General features: G+C 33.6%; 11 protein-coding genes and 1 tRNA gene. 10 read left to right on the top strand and 2 right to left on the bottom strand.

Features of this window, described 5'->3' with window-relative positions; translation table 11 throughout:
• The first annotated feature begins 25 nt into the window (after nt 1-25).
• From EOJ36_RS10115 to EOJ36_RS10100, 4 genes are all read left to right on the top strand, one after another.
• Nucleotides 26-508, top strand: a complete 483-nt coding sequence (locus tag EOJ36_RS10115) for a hypothetical protein (RefSeq protein WP_127804986.1) — start codon at nt 26-28, stop codon at nt 506-508.
• A gap of 153 nt (nt 509-661) precedes the next feature.
• Entirely contained in the window at nt 662-1,918 is a 1,257-nt protein-coding gene (locus EOJ36_RS10110; protein ID WP_127804984.1) for a Gfo/Idh/MocA family oxidoreductase, read from the top strand.
• A 190-nt stretch (nt 1,919-2,108) separates the two neighbouring features.
• Nucleotides 2,109-4,772 (top strand): DUF1080 domain-containing protein, encoded by a 2,664-nt coding sequence (locus tag EOJ36_RS10105; RefSeq protein WP_127804982.1) that lies wholly within the window; start codon nt 2,109-2,111, stop codon nt 4,770-4,772.
• Nucleotides 4,760-5,797 (top strand): acyltransferase, encoded by a 1,038-nt coding sequence (locus tag EOJ36_RS10100; protein ID WP_127804980.1) that lies wholly within the window; start codon nt 4,760-4,762, stop codon nt 5,795-5,797. The genes EOJ36_RS10105 and EOJ36_RS10100 overlap by 13 nt, the downstream gene beginning before the upstream one ends.
• Nucleotides 5,798-5,828: 31 nt before the next feature.
• Here EOJ36_RS10100 and EOJ36_RS10095 read toward each other — a convergent pair whose 3' ends face one another.
• Nucleotides 5,829-6,863 (bottom strand): NAD(P)-dependent alcohol dehydrogenase, encoded by a 1,035-nt coding sequence (locus EOJ36_RS10095; RefSeq protein WP_127804978.1) that lies wholly within the window; start codon nt 6,861-6,863, stop codon nt 5,829-5,831.
• 55 nt (nt 6,864-6,918) lie between these two features.
• Between EOJ36_RS10095 and EOJ36_RS10090 the strand changes: the two genes are divergently transcribed.
• Nucleotides 6,919-6,990 (top strand) — tRNA-Arg (locus EOJ36_RS10090).
• Nucleotides 6,991-7,112: 122 nt separating this feature from the next.
• Here EOJ36_RS10090 and EOJ36_RS10085 read toward each other — a convergent pair.
• Complete coding sequence (locus tag EOJ36_RS10085) at nt 7,113-7,310, bottom strand: heavy-metal-associated domain-containing protein (protein ID WP_127804976.1); 198 nt, start codon at nt 7,308-7,310, stop codon at nt 7,113-7,115.
• 159 nt (nt 7,311-7,469) lie between these two features.
• On the opposite strand from EOJ36_RS10085, the gene EOJ36_RS10080 reads away from it, so the two are divergent.
• The 5 genes from EOJ36_RS10080 to EOJ36_RS10055 all read left to right on the top strand — a co-directional run.
• On the top strand, nt 7,470-8,624 hold the full coding sequence (locus EOJ36_RS10080) for a helix-turn-helix domain-containing protein (protein WP_127804974.1): 1,155 nt from the start codon (nt 7,470-7,472) through the stop codon (nt 8,622-8,624).
• Nucleotides 8,625-8,661: 37 nt separating this feature from the next.
• The gene (locus tag EOJ36_RS10075; RefSeq protein ID WP_127804972.1) at nt 8,662-9,804 is read left to right on the top strand and encodes a helix-turn-helix domain-containing protein; all 1,143 of its coding nucleotides are present in this window, start codon (nt 8,662-8,664) and stop codon (nt 9,802-9,804) included.
• Nucleotides 9,805-10,326: 522 nt separating this feature from the next.
• Nucleotides 10,327-11,472, top strand: coding sequence for a helix-turn-helix domain-containing protein (locus tag EOJ36_RS10070; RefSeq protein WP_164847894.1), 1,146 nt, complete (start codon nt 10,327-10,329; stop codon nt 11,470-11,472).
• A 1,221-nt stretch (nt 11,473-12,693) separates the two neighbouring features.
• Nucleotides 12,694-13,431, top strand: a complete 738-nt coding sequence (locus EOJ36_RS10060; protein ID WP_127804968.1) for a hypothetical protein — start codon at nt 12,694-12,696, stop codon at nt 13,429-13,431.
• 12 nt (nt 13,432-13,443) lie between these two features.
• Nucleotides 13,444-15,109, top strand: a 1,666-nt coding sequence (locus tag EOJ36_RS10055; RefSeq protein WP_238944471.1) for a hypothetical protein, incomplete at its 3' end; no start/stop codon positions are given.

The raw sequence follows: 15,109 nt of genomic DNA, 5'->3' as shown, positions 1-15,109 counted from the left end.
TAAATTTTTGGAATAAATTTTCAGCATGTCAGAGTATTACAAACCCGTTTCTCGGCCCCGTAAAAAGTTAAAAATGCCCTTATTCGGGAATATGGGTTCGGGCTCATCAAAGTCAACTATTTCGGGAGAAAGTGTTTGGGGTTCGAAAAACTTTTCGACAATGATTTTCATTATGGGGGCATTGGCGCTCATTGCGCAGTTTTATTTGCCCAATTTAATGTCTGAAAAAGTTTATTCTGATTATGATGAATTAAAAGAATTATCATTGGAGGGTACTATCCGGAAAAAATTCACCGATGCATCAAATCCTAATGAAATTCATTATATCTTGTTAGTGAAACAAAAAGATGGAACTCGCAGAAAATTAGATTTATATAAAGCGGACTCTCTATTTTTCGACCAAGTTGCCGTTCCGCAAAGATTATTTAAGAAATCAGGAGAGATGAATGTGCGAGTGGTTAGGTTTAGTAAGGCGGATACGACTTTGACTTTAATGGTGAAGGAGTAGTTGTGAGTTATGGGTTATGAGTTATGGGTTATGGGTTATGAGTTATGGGTTATGAGTTATGGGTTATTGGTTATGAGTTTAAAATATAAATAAATTTAATTTCTTAGATTCCTCGATTCTTAGATTCCTCGATTCTTAGATTCCTATATTCTTATGAAAACATCCAGAAGAAAATTCCTCAGTCAAGCAGTTTTTGCTGCATCCGCTTTTAGCATTGTTCCACGACATGTCCTTGGTAAAGGTTTTATACCTCCAAGCGACCAATTAACCAAAGGTATTATTGGAACTGGCGGAATGGGGCGTGGACACATTCCATATGCAGGTACTCGTGTTGTGGCTATGTGTGATGTAGATCAAAAAAATCTACAGATGGGGTTAGATATGGTAGAAAAAGGGGTAAAATCCTTTTCCGATTATCGAGAATTAATTCAATTGCCAGAAGTTGATATTGTTCATGTGGCAACCCCACCTCATTGGCATGGATTAATAGCCGCAGATGCTGCAAAAGCAGGAAAGGATATTTGGTGTGAAAAACCTATGACAAGAACCATTGGGGAAGGTCAGAAGTTGATGGAGGCCGTAAAACAACATGGAAGAATCTTTCGTCTAAATACATGGTTCAGATTTGATGCCAATTTTTATGGAATGAATACTCCTGTTCGTCCAATCAAAAAATTAGTTGATTCTGGAATGTTGGGTTGGCCATTAAAAGTTACCGTAAGCAAACACACGGGTTTCGATTGGAAGTTTTATTGGATTGGAAAAACTGATTTGCAAGCGCAACCTGTACCTAAAGAATTAGATTATGATGCATGGTTAGGCCCTGCTCCTTACAAACCCTATCATGTCCACCGAACACACGGAACATTTAGAGGTTACTGGGATTATGATGGCGGTGCTTTAGGGGATATGGGACAACATTACATGGACCCTATTCAATATTTCTTAGGAAAGGATAATGAATCTCCTGTATTTATTGAAGTTGATGCTCCTTTGCAAGATGAAGATGCCGTGGGAGTATTTAGAAGGATTACATACACCTATGCCGATGGTTGTCAAATTGTTTTGGACGGTGAGGGCAAAGATGAATCAGTTGCCTATATTGAAGGTTCCAAGGGTAAATTGTATAAAAATTTTAAATCAGATATTCCTGACATGGAAAGGAAGTTGGCAGAATTTCCGGAACCTCCTATGCAACAAACCGATTTTGTGGATGCGGTGAAAAACAGAAAAACCTTTGCATTAAATGAGCAAAATGGACACAGGTCTTGTACACTAGTAAATTTGGGTTTAATAGCCATGCGTGTGAATAGAAATTTGAAATTTGATTCTGTTAAACAAGAGTTTGTAGGTGATGAGGAAGCGAATCGGTATATCAATCAACCTATGAGGGCGCCGTATTCTTTCTAAGAACTTTAGAAATGAAGAACTGAAGAATATAGGAATATATGAATTTAAGAATATAAGAATATAGGAATATAGGAATATAGGAATATAAGAATATAAAGAATACAAGAATTTGGGAATCTAAGAAGGAGGCTGAGGCCGAGCGAAGCGAGGAAACTCGAAGCCTCGGTTTGGGAAATTTAAACTAAAACTTATGAAAAATAATCTATTATTTATTGGCTTTCTGCTTGTGATTGGCAATTTAACTTTTGCTCAAACAAAAACACTTGCAACCTTAGAGCAGGAACGACTTGAAAAAGTTAAAATTCAGCTTGAAATCCTAAAAAATAATCCGGATGGAGCTAAGAAACAAAGAGCTTTGCAGAACTTGGAACGGATTGGAAAGGATGAATCTATTGAAACAATAAAGGGATATCTAAAAGATCCACAACTATCAGGACCTGCACTGCGTAGCTTAACTGCTATTTATCCGTTTGCAAAAACGAAAGTTCAGGAGGTTTTATTGGCAGAGTTAAATGCCCAAAAATCACCTTCTTTAGACTTGTTACAAGCCCTAATTCAAACCAACCAAGTGGCGGCAGTTCCTTATTTGGAAAAAATGTATCCTTCAAAAGATGCTACAATTAACCAAATGATAACAAGTGGATTGGCTAAATTGAAAGGGACAGTGGCACAAAAACCACTAAATGTTCCAACAAAACCTGTTTTAACAGGAGCAGCATTGAAAACTCAAACGGCCCTAGACCTTTTGAAATCTCAAAAGGAGAAATCCTTGCCTATCGTTTGGGAAATGTTAAAAGCAAATGATTTGGATGCCATTGCAGTCGGAATTGGTTTACAGTCTTTGGCAATCAATGACTTTATCAAAACTAATATTTCAAATTATGCAGCATTAAGTAATGGACAGAAATGTGCAGTACTTCTTTATGCATCTTCTCGGAAATGGGAAAGTGTTTTACCTTTTGTTTGGCAGGCGATACAATCCAATTCTTCTCAACGTTTGGCTGGATTTTTGGCCTTGCCTAATTTAGCAAAGTCGCAAGACTTTGATTTATTAGCGGGTAAATTAGGCGATTTGAGTCAGGCGGATGAAATAAAGTCGGTCCAAACTACGCTTCAGAATTTAGTTAAAAATAATGTTCAATTTAATGGAAAATTAGATGTATTTGCGGCTAAATCGGCTCATCCAGAGAATTATTTGATGTTTTTAAGTCAATTACAATCCTTGAATTTATCCTATCAAATTGCCAAAAAATCTAAATCTGAAGAGGCAATTCGGGTTTATGTAAAGTTAAATCAACAGGTAACTAACAATACCCAACAGATTTTAAACTTGCGAAATGCTTGGGCTTTAAGTACTTCCATGACATTGAAAGAGGATATTTTGAAACAATTGTTGAAATCTCCATCTTATCAAAGTTTGCAGGTCTTGAAAAATGGCATCAAAGAAATTGCCAATAAAACGGTCATAGCAGAAGGAATGGCTAATATGTTTATTGCCAATTCAGATTTGCAATCGCAAATGACGAAAGAGTGGATGCAAGAAGTGATGCCATTTATAACAACTCAAACTCTGCGCGAATCATTGGTAAAAGAATTTGGAAAAACGAATGGTAAGGTTGGATTTTATACTATGTTTAATGGAAAGGATTTGGCTGGTTGGAAAGGATTAGTAGATAATCCAATCAAACGTGCTGCCATGCACCCAGATACCCTAGCAAAAAAACAAAAAAAGGCGGATGAGGTAATGAGAAAAGGTTGGTATGCAAAGGATGGCGAGTTGCATTTTACGGGTCATGGAGATAATCTTTGTTCTGTAAAAGATTACCAAGATTTTGAAATGTATGTGGATTGGAAAATTGAAAAGGATGGTGATGCTGGAATCTATTTGAGAGGTTCTCCACAAGTTCAAATTTGGGACATTGCGCGTGTAAATGTAGGTGCAAATGTGGGTTCAGGTGGATTGTATAACAACCAGAAGAATCCGAGTAAGCCCTTGAAATTGGTCGATAATCCGATTGAAGAATGGAATACCTTTTATATCAAGATGGTTGGTGAGCGAGTTACCGTGTTGTTGAATGGGGAATTGGTGGTGGATAATGTGATTTTGGAAAATTATTGGGATCGTAAATTGCCAATTTTTATCAAGGACGCCATTGAACTACAAGCCCATGGTAACCACATTGTTTACAGAGATATTTTTGTGAAAGAATTGGAGCCACAAAATTTGTATAAGGTAAGTCAGGAGGAGGCAAATCAAGGATTTCAGTCTTTATTTGATGGACAAAGTTTGTTTCAATGGACAGGAAATACAACAGATTATTTTCCAGAAAACGGTGATTTAGTCATCAATCCGAAAAAAGGTGGCAAAGGTAATTTATACACCAAAAAAGAGTACGATAATTTTCATTTGAAATTTGAGTTCAAATTAACTCCCGGTGCCAATAATGGTTTAGGAATAAGGGCACCCTTGGAAGGAGATGCAGCCTATGTGGGGATGGAATTACAAATATTAGATAATACGGCCAAGCAATATGCGGAGTTACAGCCCTATCAATACCATGGGTCTGTTTATGGAATTATTCCTGCCAAAAGAGAATTTTTGAAACCAGTGGGTGAGTGGAATCAGGAAGAAGTAATTGCGGTAGGAAATCATATTCGAGTAATTTTGAATGGGGAAATTATTGTAGACGGAGATATAGCGGAGGCTACTAAAAATGGAACTCCAGATCATAAAGAACATCCTGGATTGTTTAATAAAACGGGTCACATTGGATTTTTAGGTCATGGTTCTGAATTGCGATTCAGAAATCTGAGGATTTTGGAGAATCCAGTAGTTAAAAAATGGAAAAAGTAAAAACTCAAATTGTTTGGTTAGATTGGCTTCGCGTATTGTCAACATTGGCGGTAATTTTAGTTCATACTGGAGCTAATTTGAACAAACAATTTGGGCAAATTCCAATCACTGATTGGTGGGCAGCTAATTTTTGGCAAGGAATTTCTCGGTTTTGTGTGCCTGTGTTTTTTATGATTTCGGGTGTAACCGTCTTGGGGAATGATTTACCTATAAAGGAACATTTTAAAAAACGATTTATTCGAATCGTTTTACCCTTTTTGTTTTGGCATACTGCATATATGTTTTTTAATTGGATTGTTCGATTAAAAGCAAAGCCAATGGATTTTTTGCAGTCTATTAAATGGATAGGAGGGCAGTTCCAAAATTATTCTTCGTATCATTTTTGGTACATTTATGCACTTATTGGAATTTATTGCATTTTACCTGTTTTTAATAAATGGATAAAAAATGCTACTCAAAATGAAATTTTAGTCATTTTAGGTCTTTGGTTTTTGACTTTTTTTATCAATAACAAAGATTTGTGGGGATGGAAATTTACCATTGATCTTCCCTATAATTCGGGTTACATGGGGTATTTAATTTTGGGGTATTACTTATTTCATTTCACACCCAAATTTTTGCAAATGAAAAGTGTATCCTTGATGTTGTTCACAACGGGGGTATTATTGATTTTATTTCCTACTTTTTGGATATCGCAAAATGCTGGTAAAATGGATTTAAAATTTTATGCCAATTTTACCCCAGGTGTTTTATTAGAATCTGTGGGCTTGTTTTTAATGGCAAAATCCTTTGCATTTGAAGGTTCTAAATTAGCTTCATTAAGGAATTTTATCAGTAAAAACAGCTATGGGATTTACGGAGCTCATTTGTTGGGACTTTTCTATTTGGCAAAATATGGCCTCCATTTTTATACGTTTAATCCGTATATATCTATACCACTTACAGCACTTACTTGCTTAATCATTTGTGGTATAATTGTTTTTTTACTCAAGAAAATTCCGTTTGGAAAATACTTTGCAGGGTAGAAAAAAAGCTCCCTTGGGAGCTTTTTTGTTTTTAGGCCTTCATGTCTATCACAAATCGGTATTTGACATCCGATTTTAATACTCGGTCGTAAGCCTCGTTGATGTCTTTCATTTTGATCATTTCTACATCTGAGAGAATGTTATGCTTTGCGCAATAATCAAGCATTTCTTGTGTTTCTGCGATGCCGCCAATCATAGAGCCTACAATACTTCTTCTTTTGCCGATTAAAGTGCCCGCATTGAAGCGATTGTCCTCTGGTGGAATACCTACAACTAGCATTTTTCCATTTACTTTTAGCAAGTTTAAGAATTTGTTCATGTCGTGTTTAGCAGCAACAGTATTTAATATGAAATCGAAATGATTTTCAAGCGCTTTCATTTGGTTTTCATCTGTAGATAAGGCAAAATGTTTGGCTCCAAGTTGTTTGGCGTCAGCTTCTTTGCTTGGACTCGTACTTAACATGGTTACTTCCGCGCCAAAGGATGCGGCAAATTTTACGGCCATGTGTCCGAGTCCGCCTAGGCCTAAGACAGCGACCTTATGTCCTTTCCCAACTCCCGCATAACGAAGAGGGGAGTAGGTGGTAATTCCAGCACAAAGTAGGGGAGCCACGCGCTCTAATTCTGCAGTAAATGGAATTTGTAAAGCATATTTTTCATCTATCACATAGTTTTCTGAATATCCTCCAAAAGTTGGAGAACCATCTGGAAAATATCCGTTGTAGGTGGGCGACATCCCTTCGTCGCAATATTGTTCTAAACCTTCCTTGCAGCATGAGCATTTTCTACAAGAATCAACGAAAACACCAACACCTGCTGTTTGTCCTACTTTGAATTTGGTGACATTTGAACCAACTTCCGTAACGATACCAACAATTTCGTGTCCTGGAACAATCGGATAAACGGAAGGTCCCCATTCCGAACGAGCCATGTGTATGTCTGAATGGCATACACCACAATAAAGAATGTCTATTTTAATATCATTTGGAAGTAATTCCCTTCTTTCAATTTCCATCTCATGGATGGGTGTTGTTGCGTTTTCTGTACCGTATGCGGAAACTTTCATTTTTATAATTGTTAATTGTTAATTGTTAATTGTTAATTGTAACTTTACATTTTTCGGCGCCATAGTTCAACGGATAGAATAGACGTTTCCTAAACGTTAGATGTGGGTTCGATTCCCGCTGGGGCCACAAAATAATTGTTAATTGTTAATTGTTAATTGTTAATTGTTAATTGTTAATTGTTAATTGTTAGTTGTTAGTTGTTAGTTGTCAAAATTTAAAAATCATAATTAACAATTAACAATTAACAATTATATCACCGGGTAGCCAATTTCCTTCAGCTTACTTTCTATTTCTAGAATATCAAAATCTTCACCTTCTAGAGAAAGAATTTTAGATGTCAAATCAACTTCAACAGTAGCAACACCCGCTAATTTGGAAAGGTTATCTTTAACTGAACTAATACAGCCGCCACATTTTATATTTTGTAATTCCGCAGAATATTTCATTTTTATTATTTTTAATTGTTGAAACAAGATTTAAAATTAAACTTGATACTTTACAATTCAAAAGCCCTAGCCCATAAAACATTATAATTAACAATTAACAATTAACAATTAACAATTAACAATTATTTGTTATATTTGAATTACTAACGTTTTCTAATATTGTATCTTTTAATCTCATCTATTGGGTATTTAGTTGCCATCTTACTATTTTCTTTTAGAACAAAAGAAGATCGTTCGAATTTTTGGCTTGCATTTTACTTTATTGGAGTTTCATCCACTACCATTATTACTTATGGAATGTTTGTAAAGGAGTACCAATGGATCATGTATTCTTTATTTCCTTACGTTTATCTTTTTACTCAAAATAATGGAGTGTTCTTATATTTTTTCTTTTTGAAAAAAATTAAACCAAGTTTTAGGTTTGGCAATAAAATGTATTATCATTTTTTACCTGCTTTACTAATGTTTATTAATGCGAGTCCTTACATTTTTTTGAATTCAACTTTAAAAAATCAACTTTTACCCGGTATTTATACAAATACTGTGGAAGGTTTAAATCGTTTTCCGTATTTATTTTTTCCTTATTATTGGACAGCAAATATTAGGCCCTTAATAGCAATCGTTTATCTTTTTGTTTGTATTTATCTTTTTTATCAAGCAAATCGGCAGAAAATATTGGGTCATTTAAAATCTTATGAGTCTAGGTTTTTAAAAGTTTTAATCGGATTAAATTTGGTTCATTATTTTTTGAATGCAACTACTATTTTTATGTTCCTATCTAGTACGCATGGTAACTTTCAAAACCGAAATTATTATTTGGAATTGGGTATTTGGCCTCAATCAGTTGTAATTTTATTAATGGTAATTACATTCTTTTTTCCGAAAATTATTTTCCAAAAAATATATACTGAATTACCTAAAAATAATACTTTGGCCAATAAGGTCAATAATAAGGAGGATAATTTGCAAACCCCGCAATATGATTTAGATTTGATAGAAAGAATTGTGGAACCCTATCTAGAAAATTTACCTTTTTTGAAACCAGGCTTCTCCTTATATCAATTTGCAGAAGAAACTAAATTGCCTTCCCATCAATTGTCGTATTTTTTGAAGGTAAAATATGATCAAAGTTTTAACGATTTTAAAAACTATAATCGGGTTATGTATGCGATCAAACAAATAGATTCTGGCATTGCGAAAAATCATACCCTTGAAACAATATCATTGAACTGTGGATTTCGTTCTCGAACAAACTTTGTGGATGCATTTAAGAAAGTAACAGGAAAAACACCATCAGATTATTTGAAAAAATAAAAAATAAAGTTAACATTGCGTATTATCGTTTTCTATATTGTTTGAATTAATATCTTTTTTTGGCTTATTAGTCAGTTTATTGTTGGTAGCATTTCATCGACGAAATACGACAGATAATATATTTCTAGCCTTATATTTTGCCTCCAATACATTTTATGCCCTTACCATTCAGTCGTTTTTTACTGCTGAATTAAGATGGATTGTTAATTTGACTTTTCCCTATTTTATTTTGTTGAATCAAAATTCTGGGGTGTTTTTATGGTTGTATTTAAAGAAAAAGTTTTACCCAAATTTAAAGTTGTCGAAATGGGATTTTCTTCATTTTTTACCTTCTATCTTTATTTTTGTAAATTCTAGTCCTTACATTTTTCTGAATTTAGTGGAAAAGACCTATTATTTGGATCTTTTCTTTAAGTCACACGGTGCAAATATTAGTTTTCCAACCTTGTTTATAGAATACAAGTATCAAACCGGATATCGGATGCTAGCAACAGTAGGGTATTCAGTGTTTGGAATTATTAATTTTTTAATTCTTTTTAGGACAAAGAAATTGCCACAATTACTTCCATTTGAAATTAAATACATCGTTGGCCTATTGCTTGTATCTTTGATTTATTATTTGAGTTCCCTTTTTGTTATGTATCAAATTGGTGATTCAATTGTCCGTAAGGTATTGATGGAAACTAATTATGCTGGTTTGTTCATTTATGCAAGACTGTCTTATTTTGGATTAATCGTATTTAATTTTTTCTTTCCACAAATTATTTTTCAAAGTCTTAATTCGACTAAGGAACCTAAGGTGAAGAAGTCAAACCTTGAATTGGATGAAAAGGTTTTACCTAATTATGATTTGGATGCAATTGAAAGGCAATTGGACGAATATTTGCAAACAAAGCCTTTTTTGAAGCCAGGATTTTCACTTTATCAATTTGCAGAGGAAACAAAATTGCCTTCTCATCAACTTTCTTATTATTTGAAAGTTCGGTTCAATCAAAATTTTAATGATTTTAAGAATCAATTGCGAATAGAGTATGCAATTGAACAATTGGATTTGGGTATGGCTAAAAGTCATACACTTGAAACAATTTCTCAAAATTGTGGGTTCCGTTCTCGCACGAATTTCGTGGATGCCTTCAAAAAAATAACGGGAAAGACCCCTTCTGATTATCTAAAAAAATAATTTTTTTGTTTTTAGTACAAATTTCAATGGATTAAAGAATTTTTATTTTAATCCAATAATACTTTCAGTTGTCGGTATATTAAGGTCCTCATACGATTTTATGTGAATCGCTAAACTTACACACATTAAGTGTTATTTAGGACAAATATGGGCGTTTTTATTTTTCAGGACTAACGTACTTAAATTTTCAAGACTCTATAATTTTAATTTTTAGACATTTGTACTGATGTACTAAATTTTAAAATAAGTTTTCTAAATCTGACCTAAATTGCCAAATCGGTTCAAAATGGTGTAAACTTTTCTGCTTTTTATTTTTTTAGACAGTGTTACTTTGCAATCCAGTCTTGAATGTGCTGGGCTCAGAGTTCTAAAAGCCATAAGGTTTTCACTCCGGGTTTTCTAAATTATATTATAGTTCTAAAATTAGCGATTATGGCTATTGACTTCAATTTTGTAATTGGGATATTGATATCCGGATTACTACTTGTCAATCTGAAAAAAGAGAATAGGCACACAATTTTTTTGTGTCTATTCTTTTTAGGAATCAGTTTATTGTCTTTAAGTAGGTATTCTTCTTTTTATCACGAGAACATTTGGGTGATTTATTATTTAATTCCAGGTGCTAATCCGATTATTACAACTTCTGGAATTTTCCTGTACTTCTATTGTAAGTATTCTATTGGGAATTATTCGATGCGTAATTTTTGGAAACGCGAATGGAAGCATTTTGTTTTTCCTGCTTTTTGCTTTATCAATGTAATGCCTCATTTGTTTTTACCTTTTGAGGAAAGATGGAGAATTGCCAATTTAATTGCAAAAGATCCTTATAATGTATTATTAATTAAAACCTTGCTTATTCCATTTAGCGGTAGTTTGTTGATGCGAGCCTTCTTGGGGGTTGTTTATTCCTTCTTGTCCTTTCAATTTATTCAATCTAACAAAGATCGATTCATCGATCCAGTGCATTCTGTGCATATTCCATCAATCAATTTCTATTACATAATTAATGGCGGAGTATTTTTTCATTTTTTAACCACTTTTTGGTTTGCAATGGCATCAAAATTTTTTACGCACAATCCTTTTGAAATTTATAATATTAAAGCATTGATGGTAATGCCTACTGTTAGTTTAAGTGTAGTAGTTGGCTCCGTGTTCTTTTTTCCTAAAGTTATTTATGGTTTGATGTATAAACGTAAACCTTCTAAAACTGATTTGTCTGAAGCCCGAATGCCATTGGGGGATGCTATAATTGAATTGCCTAACCGGTTTACCAATTTCGATTTTGAGCCAGTGAATGGAAATACAGTTATTGCTGAAAAATTAAAAATTTATTTCAGTACCAAACCTTTTTTAAAACCAGGATTTACCTTGTCTGTTATCACAAAGGAAACTAATATTCCATATCATCAATTGACCAATTATTTTAATAATTATTTGGGAATTAATTTTAATGATTGGAAGAATAATGCGCGAATTGAATTTGCGTTGGATTTGTTGAACAATGGTCGAGCAAAGAATTTAACCTTAGAGTCCATCGGTTATTCTTGTGGTTTTTTATCTCGATCTAATTTTGTGAATTCTTTTCGTAAAAAAGTTGGAATGACTCCATCTGAATATTTGCGAACACTACCAAGGGATAAAGAATTTGTTTTCGCCTTAGATTTTTAGGATGTAGATAAAAATACATAACCATTGATTGTGAGCCTCCAGTTTTGGGGGCTTTTTTTTTCTAGGAATATAAGAATATGGGAATATAAGAATTGGGGAATATAAGAATTGGGGAATATAAGAATTGGGGAATATAAGAATTGGGGAATTTGGGAAAATAGGAATATAAGAATTGGGGAATTTAGGAATATGGGAATATAAGAATTGGGGAATTTAGGAATATGGGAATATAAGAATTGGGGAATTTAGGAATATGGGAATATAAGAATTGGGGAATTTGGGAAAATAGGAATATAAGAATTGAGGAATATAGGAATCTGAGAATTTGAGAATTTGGGAAAGCATTCCAGCGGAATGCCACATCTATAGCAAAATAATTCGCATCAAAAAAGCACCACAGCGTGGTGCCATGAAGATTTTAAAATTATTTCTCAAATTCAAAAAATCCCAGATTCTCATTTTATAAAAAAGGACCCCGCTGGGGTCAAAAATTAAAGGTTTTCCTCAAAAACTATATTTGTGCAATCCCGCTGGGATTGTTTGTTATAATATTCCCCAAACCGAGGCTTCGAGTTTCTTCGCTTCGCTTAGCCCCAGAATCCTACTTTATTTCAAAGTTTCCCCAATTCTTATATTCCCATATTCTTATTTTCCCCAATTCTTATAATCCCCAATTCTTATATTCTCCAATTCTTATATTCCCCAATTCTTATATTCTCCAATTCTTATATTCTCATATTCTTATATTCCCCAATTCTTATATTCCCCAATTCTTATATTCTCCAATTCTTATATTCTCATATTCTCATATTCTCATATTCCCCAATTCTCCAATTCCAAAGACTTTTTTAAAGTTTTCACCTTCAAATTTTAGCTATATACTTTCCTGATTTACATCATATTTATTAAAAAAGTTCGCTTTAGTAGTCAATAATCAGGCTTTTTGTTAAATATTACAACTGATGAAAATCAGTTATTCATTTTAAATTAATACTAAACTTTTAGGGCTTGGACTAAAATTTTTTAGCAAAAATAGCGTGGATTTTGATTTTAGTACAAATGGCTCAGATTTTGATTTTCCTTTCGATTTTGGTACGAATTGTCTCTTTTTTTGCTCGTATTGGGGCTCATTTCGGTGCTAGGTTTGTGACGTGATTTGAGCACCGGCCGAACGGTTTTGGTGGGATCAGGTCCAGGGATTTAGTTCTAAAAAAAATCAAAATGCAAAAGATCAAAAAGTACCTCAACAAAAAATGGGCCTTGCTCCTTTGGGTGTTTGCCATTTCGATGTGCCACCTGAATTTAAATGCCCAGTCTATTCAGATTAATGCTGGATCAGTTATTAGCAATTATCAGTTTGTTTCTGATGATGGTGTCAAAGCAGATTATTTAAAAGCTGGCGCGGGAAATTATTATGCGATTTCCAGTGACTTTCAATTGTTAGACACAACTAAGTTTTTATCATCTACTTCACAGAAGTCATTTTATTATTCCAAGCACAGAAGTTTGGCTACTTTTTTAAGTCGGACGGATTGGTCGCTTGGCATAGAAAGTTTACAATTAAATGCTGTAGGAGATGTTTATAACCAGGCATTTAATTACCAAACATCTTATTTGGGATTAAATACGGGATTAAAATATCAGCAACCCCTTGGTGGTGGTTGGTATTTTGGAATTGGAGGGAAGGTCTCTGGATTAAAAATCCTTCAAGGAAATCAAGAATTATTAGGCACTTATCGTGATTTGACCAAAGATGAAAATTTCAACAGTATTAAGCTAGGCTTAGGTTGGGAGATTTCATTTGGTAAAAAGGTGAGTCCTTCTTTAAATAGTTTCATTTCGTTTTCTAAAATAAATACGATTGCCCCGGTGAAGTCAGGCGTTTCTACTCTGAATTTCAACAATTCAATGTTTTCTATTGGATTAAAGTTTAATGTAACCAAATCTCAGACGTTCTAAAAAAATAATAAAATGAAAAAAGGTTTTCTAATTATTTGTTTCTTTTTGACTGCTTTTGGATTAGCGGCTCAAAAAAAAGGCTTGAATTATCAAGCTGTAGTTTTGGATCCCAAACCTGTTAAAATTCCGGGTGGGGAAATCACTGGACAACCCTTTAAAAATGGTAGTCTGCAAGTGCGATTTACTTTATTGTCGAAAAACAGTGAAGTAGATTACGAAGAGGTACATGATACTAAAACGGATGATTTCGGATTAGTTAATTTATCGATTGGTAGTGGAACTTCAGGTGCCCTAACAGGCAATGCTACTAAGCAAACATATCGTACGTTTGATGCGGTTCAATGGACTTCAGATTTACGCCAATTAAAAGTTGAATTAAGTTTTGACAAAGGAGCAACTTTTAATACAGTAAGTTTACAACCCTTCAATTACATGGCCTATGCATTATATGCTGATGCAGTTGAATATATGAATGTTCGAAATTCACCAACTACTCTCTCGTATTTTAATAATGATGTTGGATATATTGTTCAAAATGATTTAAATCCAATTCGTGATCAAATTGATCAAAATCAAAAAGATGCAATTTCCAAGTTTTTGATCATAAATCAAGCTATAAAGGATAATGAAGAGGTTGTAAAGAAAAATTCAGATAAATTAGCTGATATTTCAATTAATATCACCAAACAAGGAGATCAAATTCAATCACTAGGTAATACCACACAAATTATAAATTCTCAGGTTAATAATTTAAATAATCAAGTAGCTTCTAATACTCAAATTATAAATACGGTAGCAAATACCTATGAAAATGTCAATAATAAATCTACTAATATTTTAACAGATCGTTTAAGTACAGAAAAATATCCTACCGTCAAAGCAATTAAAGATTATGTTGATCAGGCAACGATGGGTATTGCTTTGCAGGCTACGGTTGATGGAAAAGAAGATAAGAATAATAAATCGACAGATATTCAAGGGGATAAAAATTCTCAATCTAAATACCCTACAGTTAAGGCGATTAAAGATTATGTAGATAATGCAACAAACGGAATTGCATTACAAGCTACAGTTGATGGAAAGGAAGATAAGAATAACAAGTCGACAAATATTGAGGCGGATAAAAATTCAAATACAGCTTATCCGACTGTGAAGGCGATCAAGGATTATGTGGATAATACAGCTCTGGGTAAAAATGTAATGGCTGAAATTAATGGGAAAGAGGATGTAGATAATAAGATTAATACTGTTAATCAGTTAAAAGGTGCTAATGATGAGAATAGTGCAAAATTGTACCCTTCAGTAAAAGTCTTGAAAGAGTATGTGACTGATCAGATTAATAGTTTAATAACTAGTGATGAGACATTGAATTTAATCAATATTGAAAAAAATAGAGCCATAATTCGTGAGGATTCTTTGAAAAATGCAATTTCCGCCTTAGATGACATTGAAAAAACACATGAATTGTTGGCCAATAAATCACAAGATATTTCATCAGATAAAGATTCAGAAGTTAAATTTCCCTCTGTAAAGGCTATAAAAGGATATGTGGATGGCGCAGTTTCAGTATTGAGTACATCAGATTCAACCTCAGCATGGATTACCAGAGAAAGAAATCGAGCGATTAGTCGCGAAAATACCATTGAAACGAATTTGAATTCAGAGATTACCAGATCAA

Source organism: Sandaracinomonas limnophila (assembly GCF_004005965.1).
GTDB lineage: Bacteria > Bacteroidota > Bacteroidia > Cytophagales > Spirosomataceae > Sandaracinomonas > Sandaracinomonas limnophila.
The sequence above is the reverse complement of the archived record's forward strand: the minus strand, read 5'-3'. Positions and strand labels throughout refer to the sequence as shown.

Coding starts and splice junctions, on each gene's coding strand:
- EOJ36_RS10115 (WP_127804986.1), top strand. CDS start 26: ATGTCAGAGTATTACAAACCCGTTTCTCGGCCCCGTAAAAAGTTAAAA.
- EOJ36_RS10110 (WP_127804984.1), top strand. CDS start 662: ATGAAAACATCCAGAAGAAAATTCCTCAGTCAAGCAGTTTTTGCTGCA.
- EOJ36_RS10105 (WP_127804982.1), top strand. CDS start 2,109: ATGAAAAATAATCTATTATTTATTGGCTTTCTGCTTGTGATTGGCAAT.
- EOJ36_RS10100 (WP_127804980.1), top strand. CDS start 4,760: ATGGAAAAAGTAAAAACTCAAATTGTTTGGTTAGATTGGCTTCGCGTA.
- EOJ36_RS10095 (WP_127804978.1), bottom strand. CDS start 6,863: ATGAAAGTTTCCGCATACGGTACAGAAAACGCAACAACACCCATCCAT.
- EOJ36_RS10085 (WP_127804976.1), bottom strand. CDS start 7,310: ATGAAATATTCTGCGGAATTACAAAATATAAAATGTGGCGGCTGTATT.
- EOJ36_RS10060 (WP_127804968.1), top strand. CDS start 12,694: ATGCAAAAGATCAAAAAGTACCTCAACAAAAAATGGGCCTTGCTCCTT.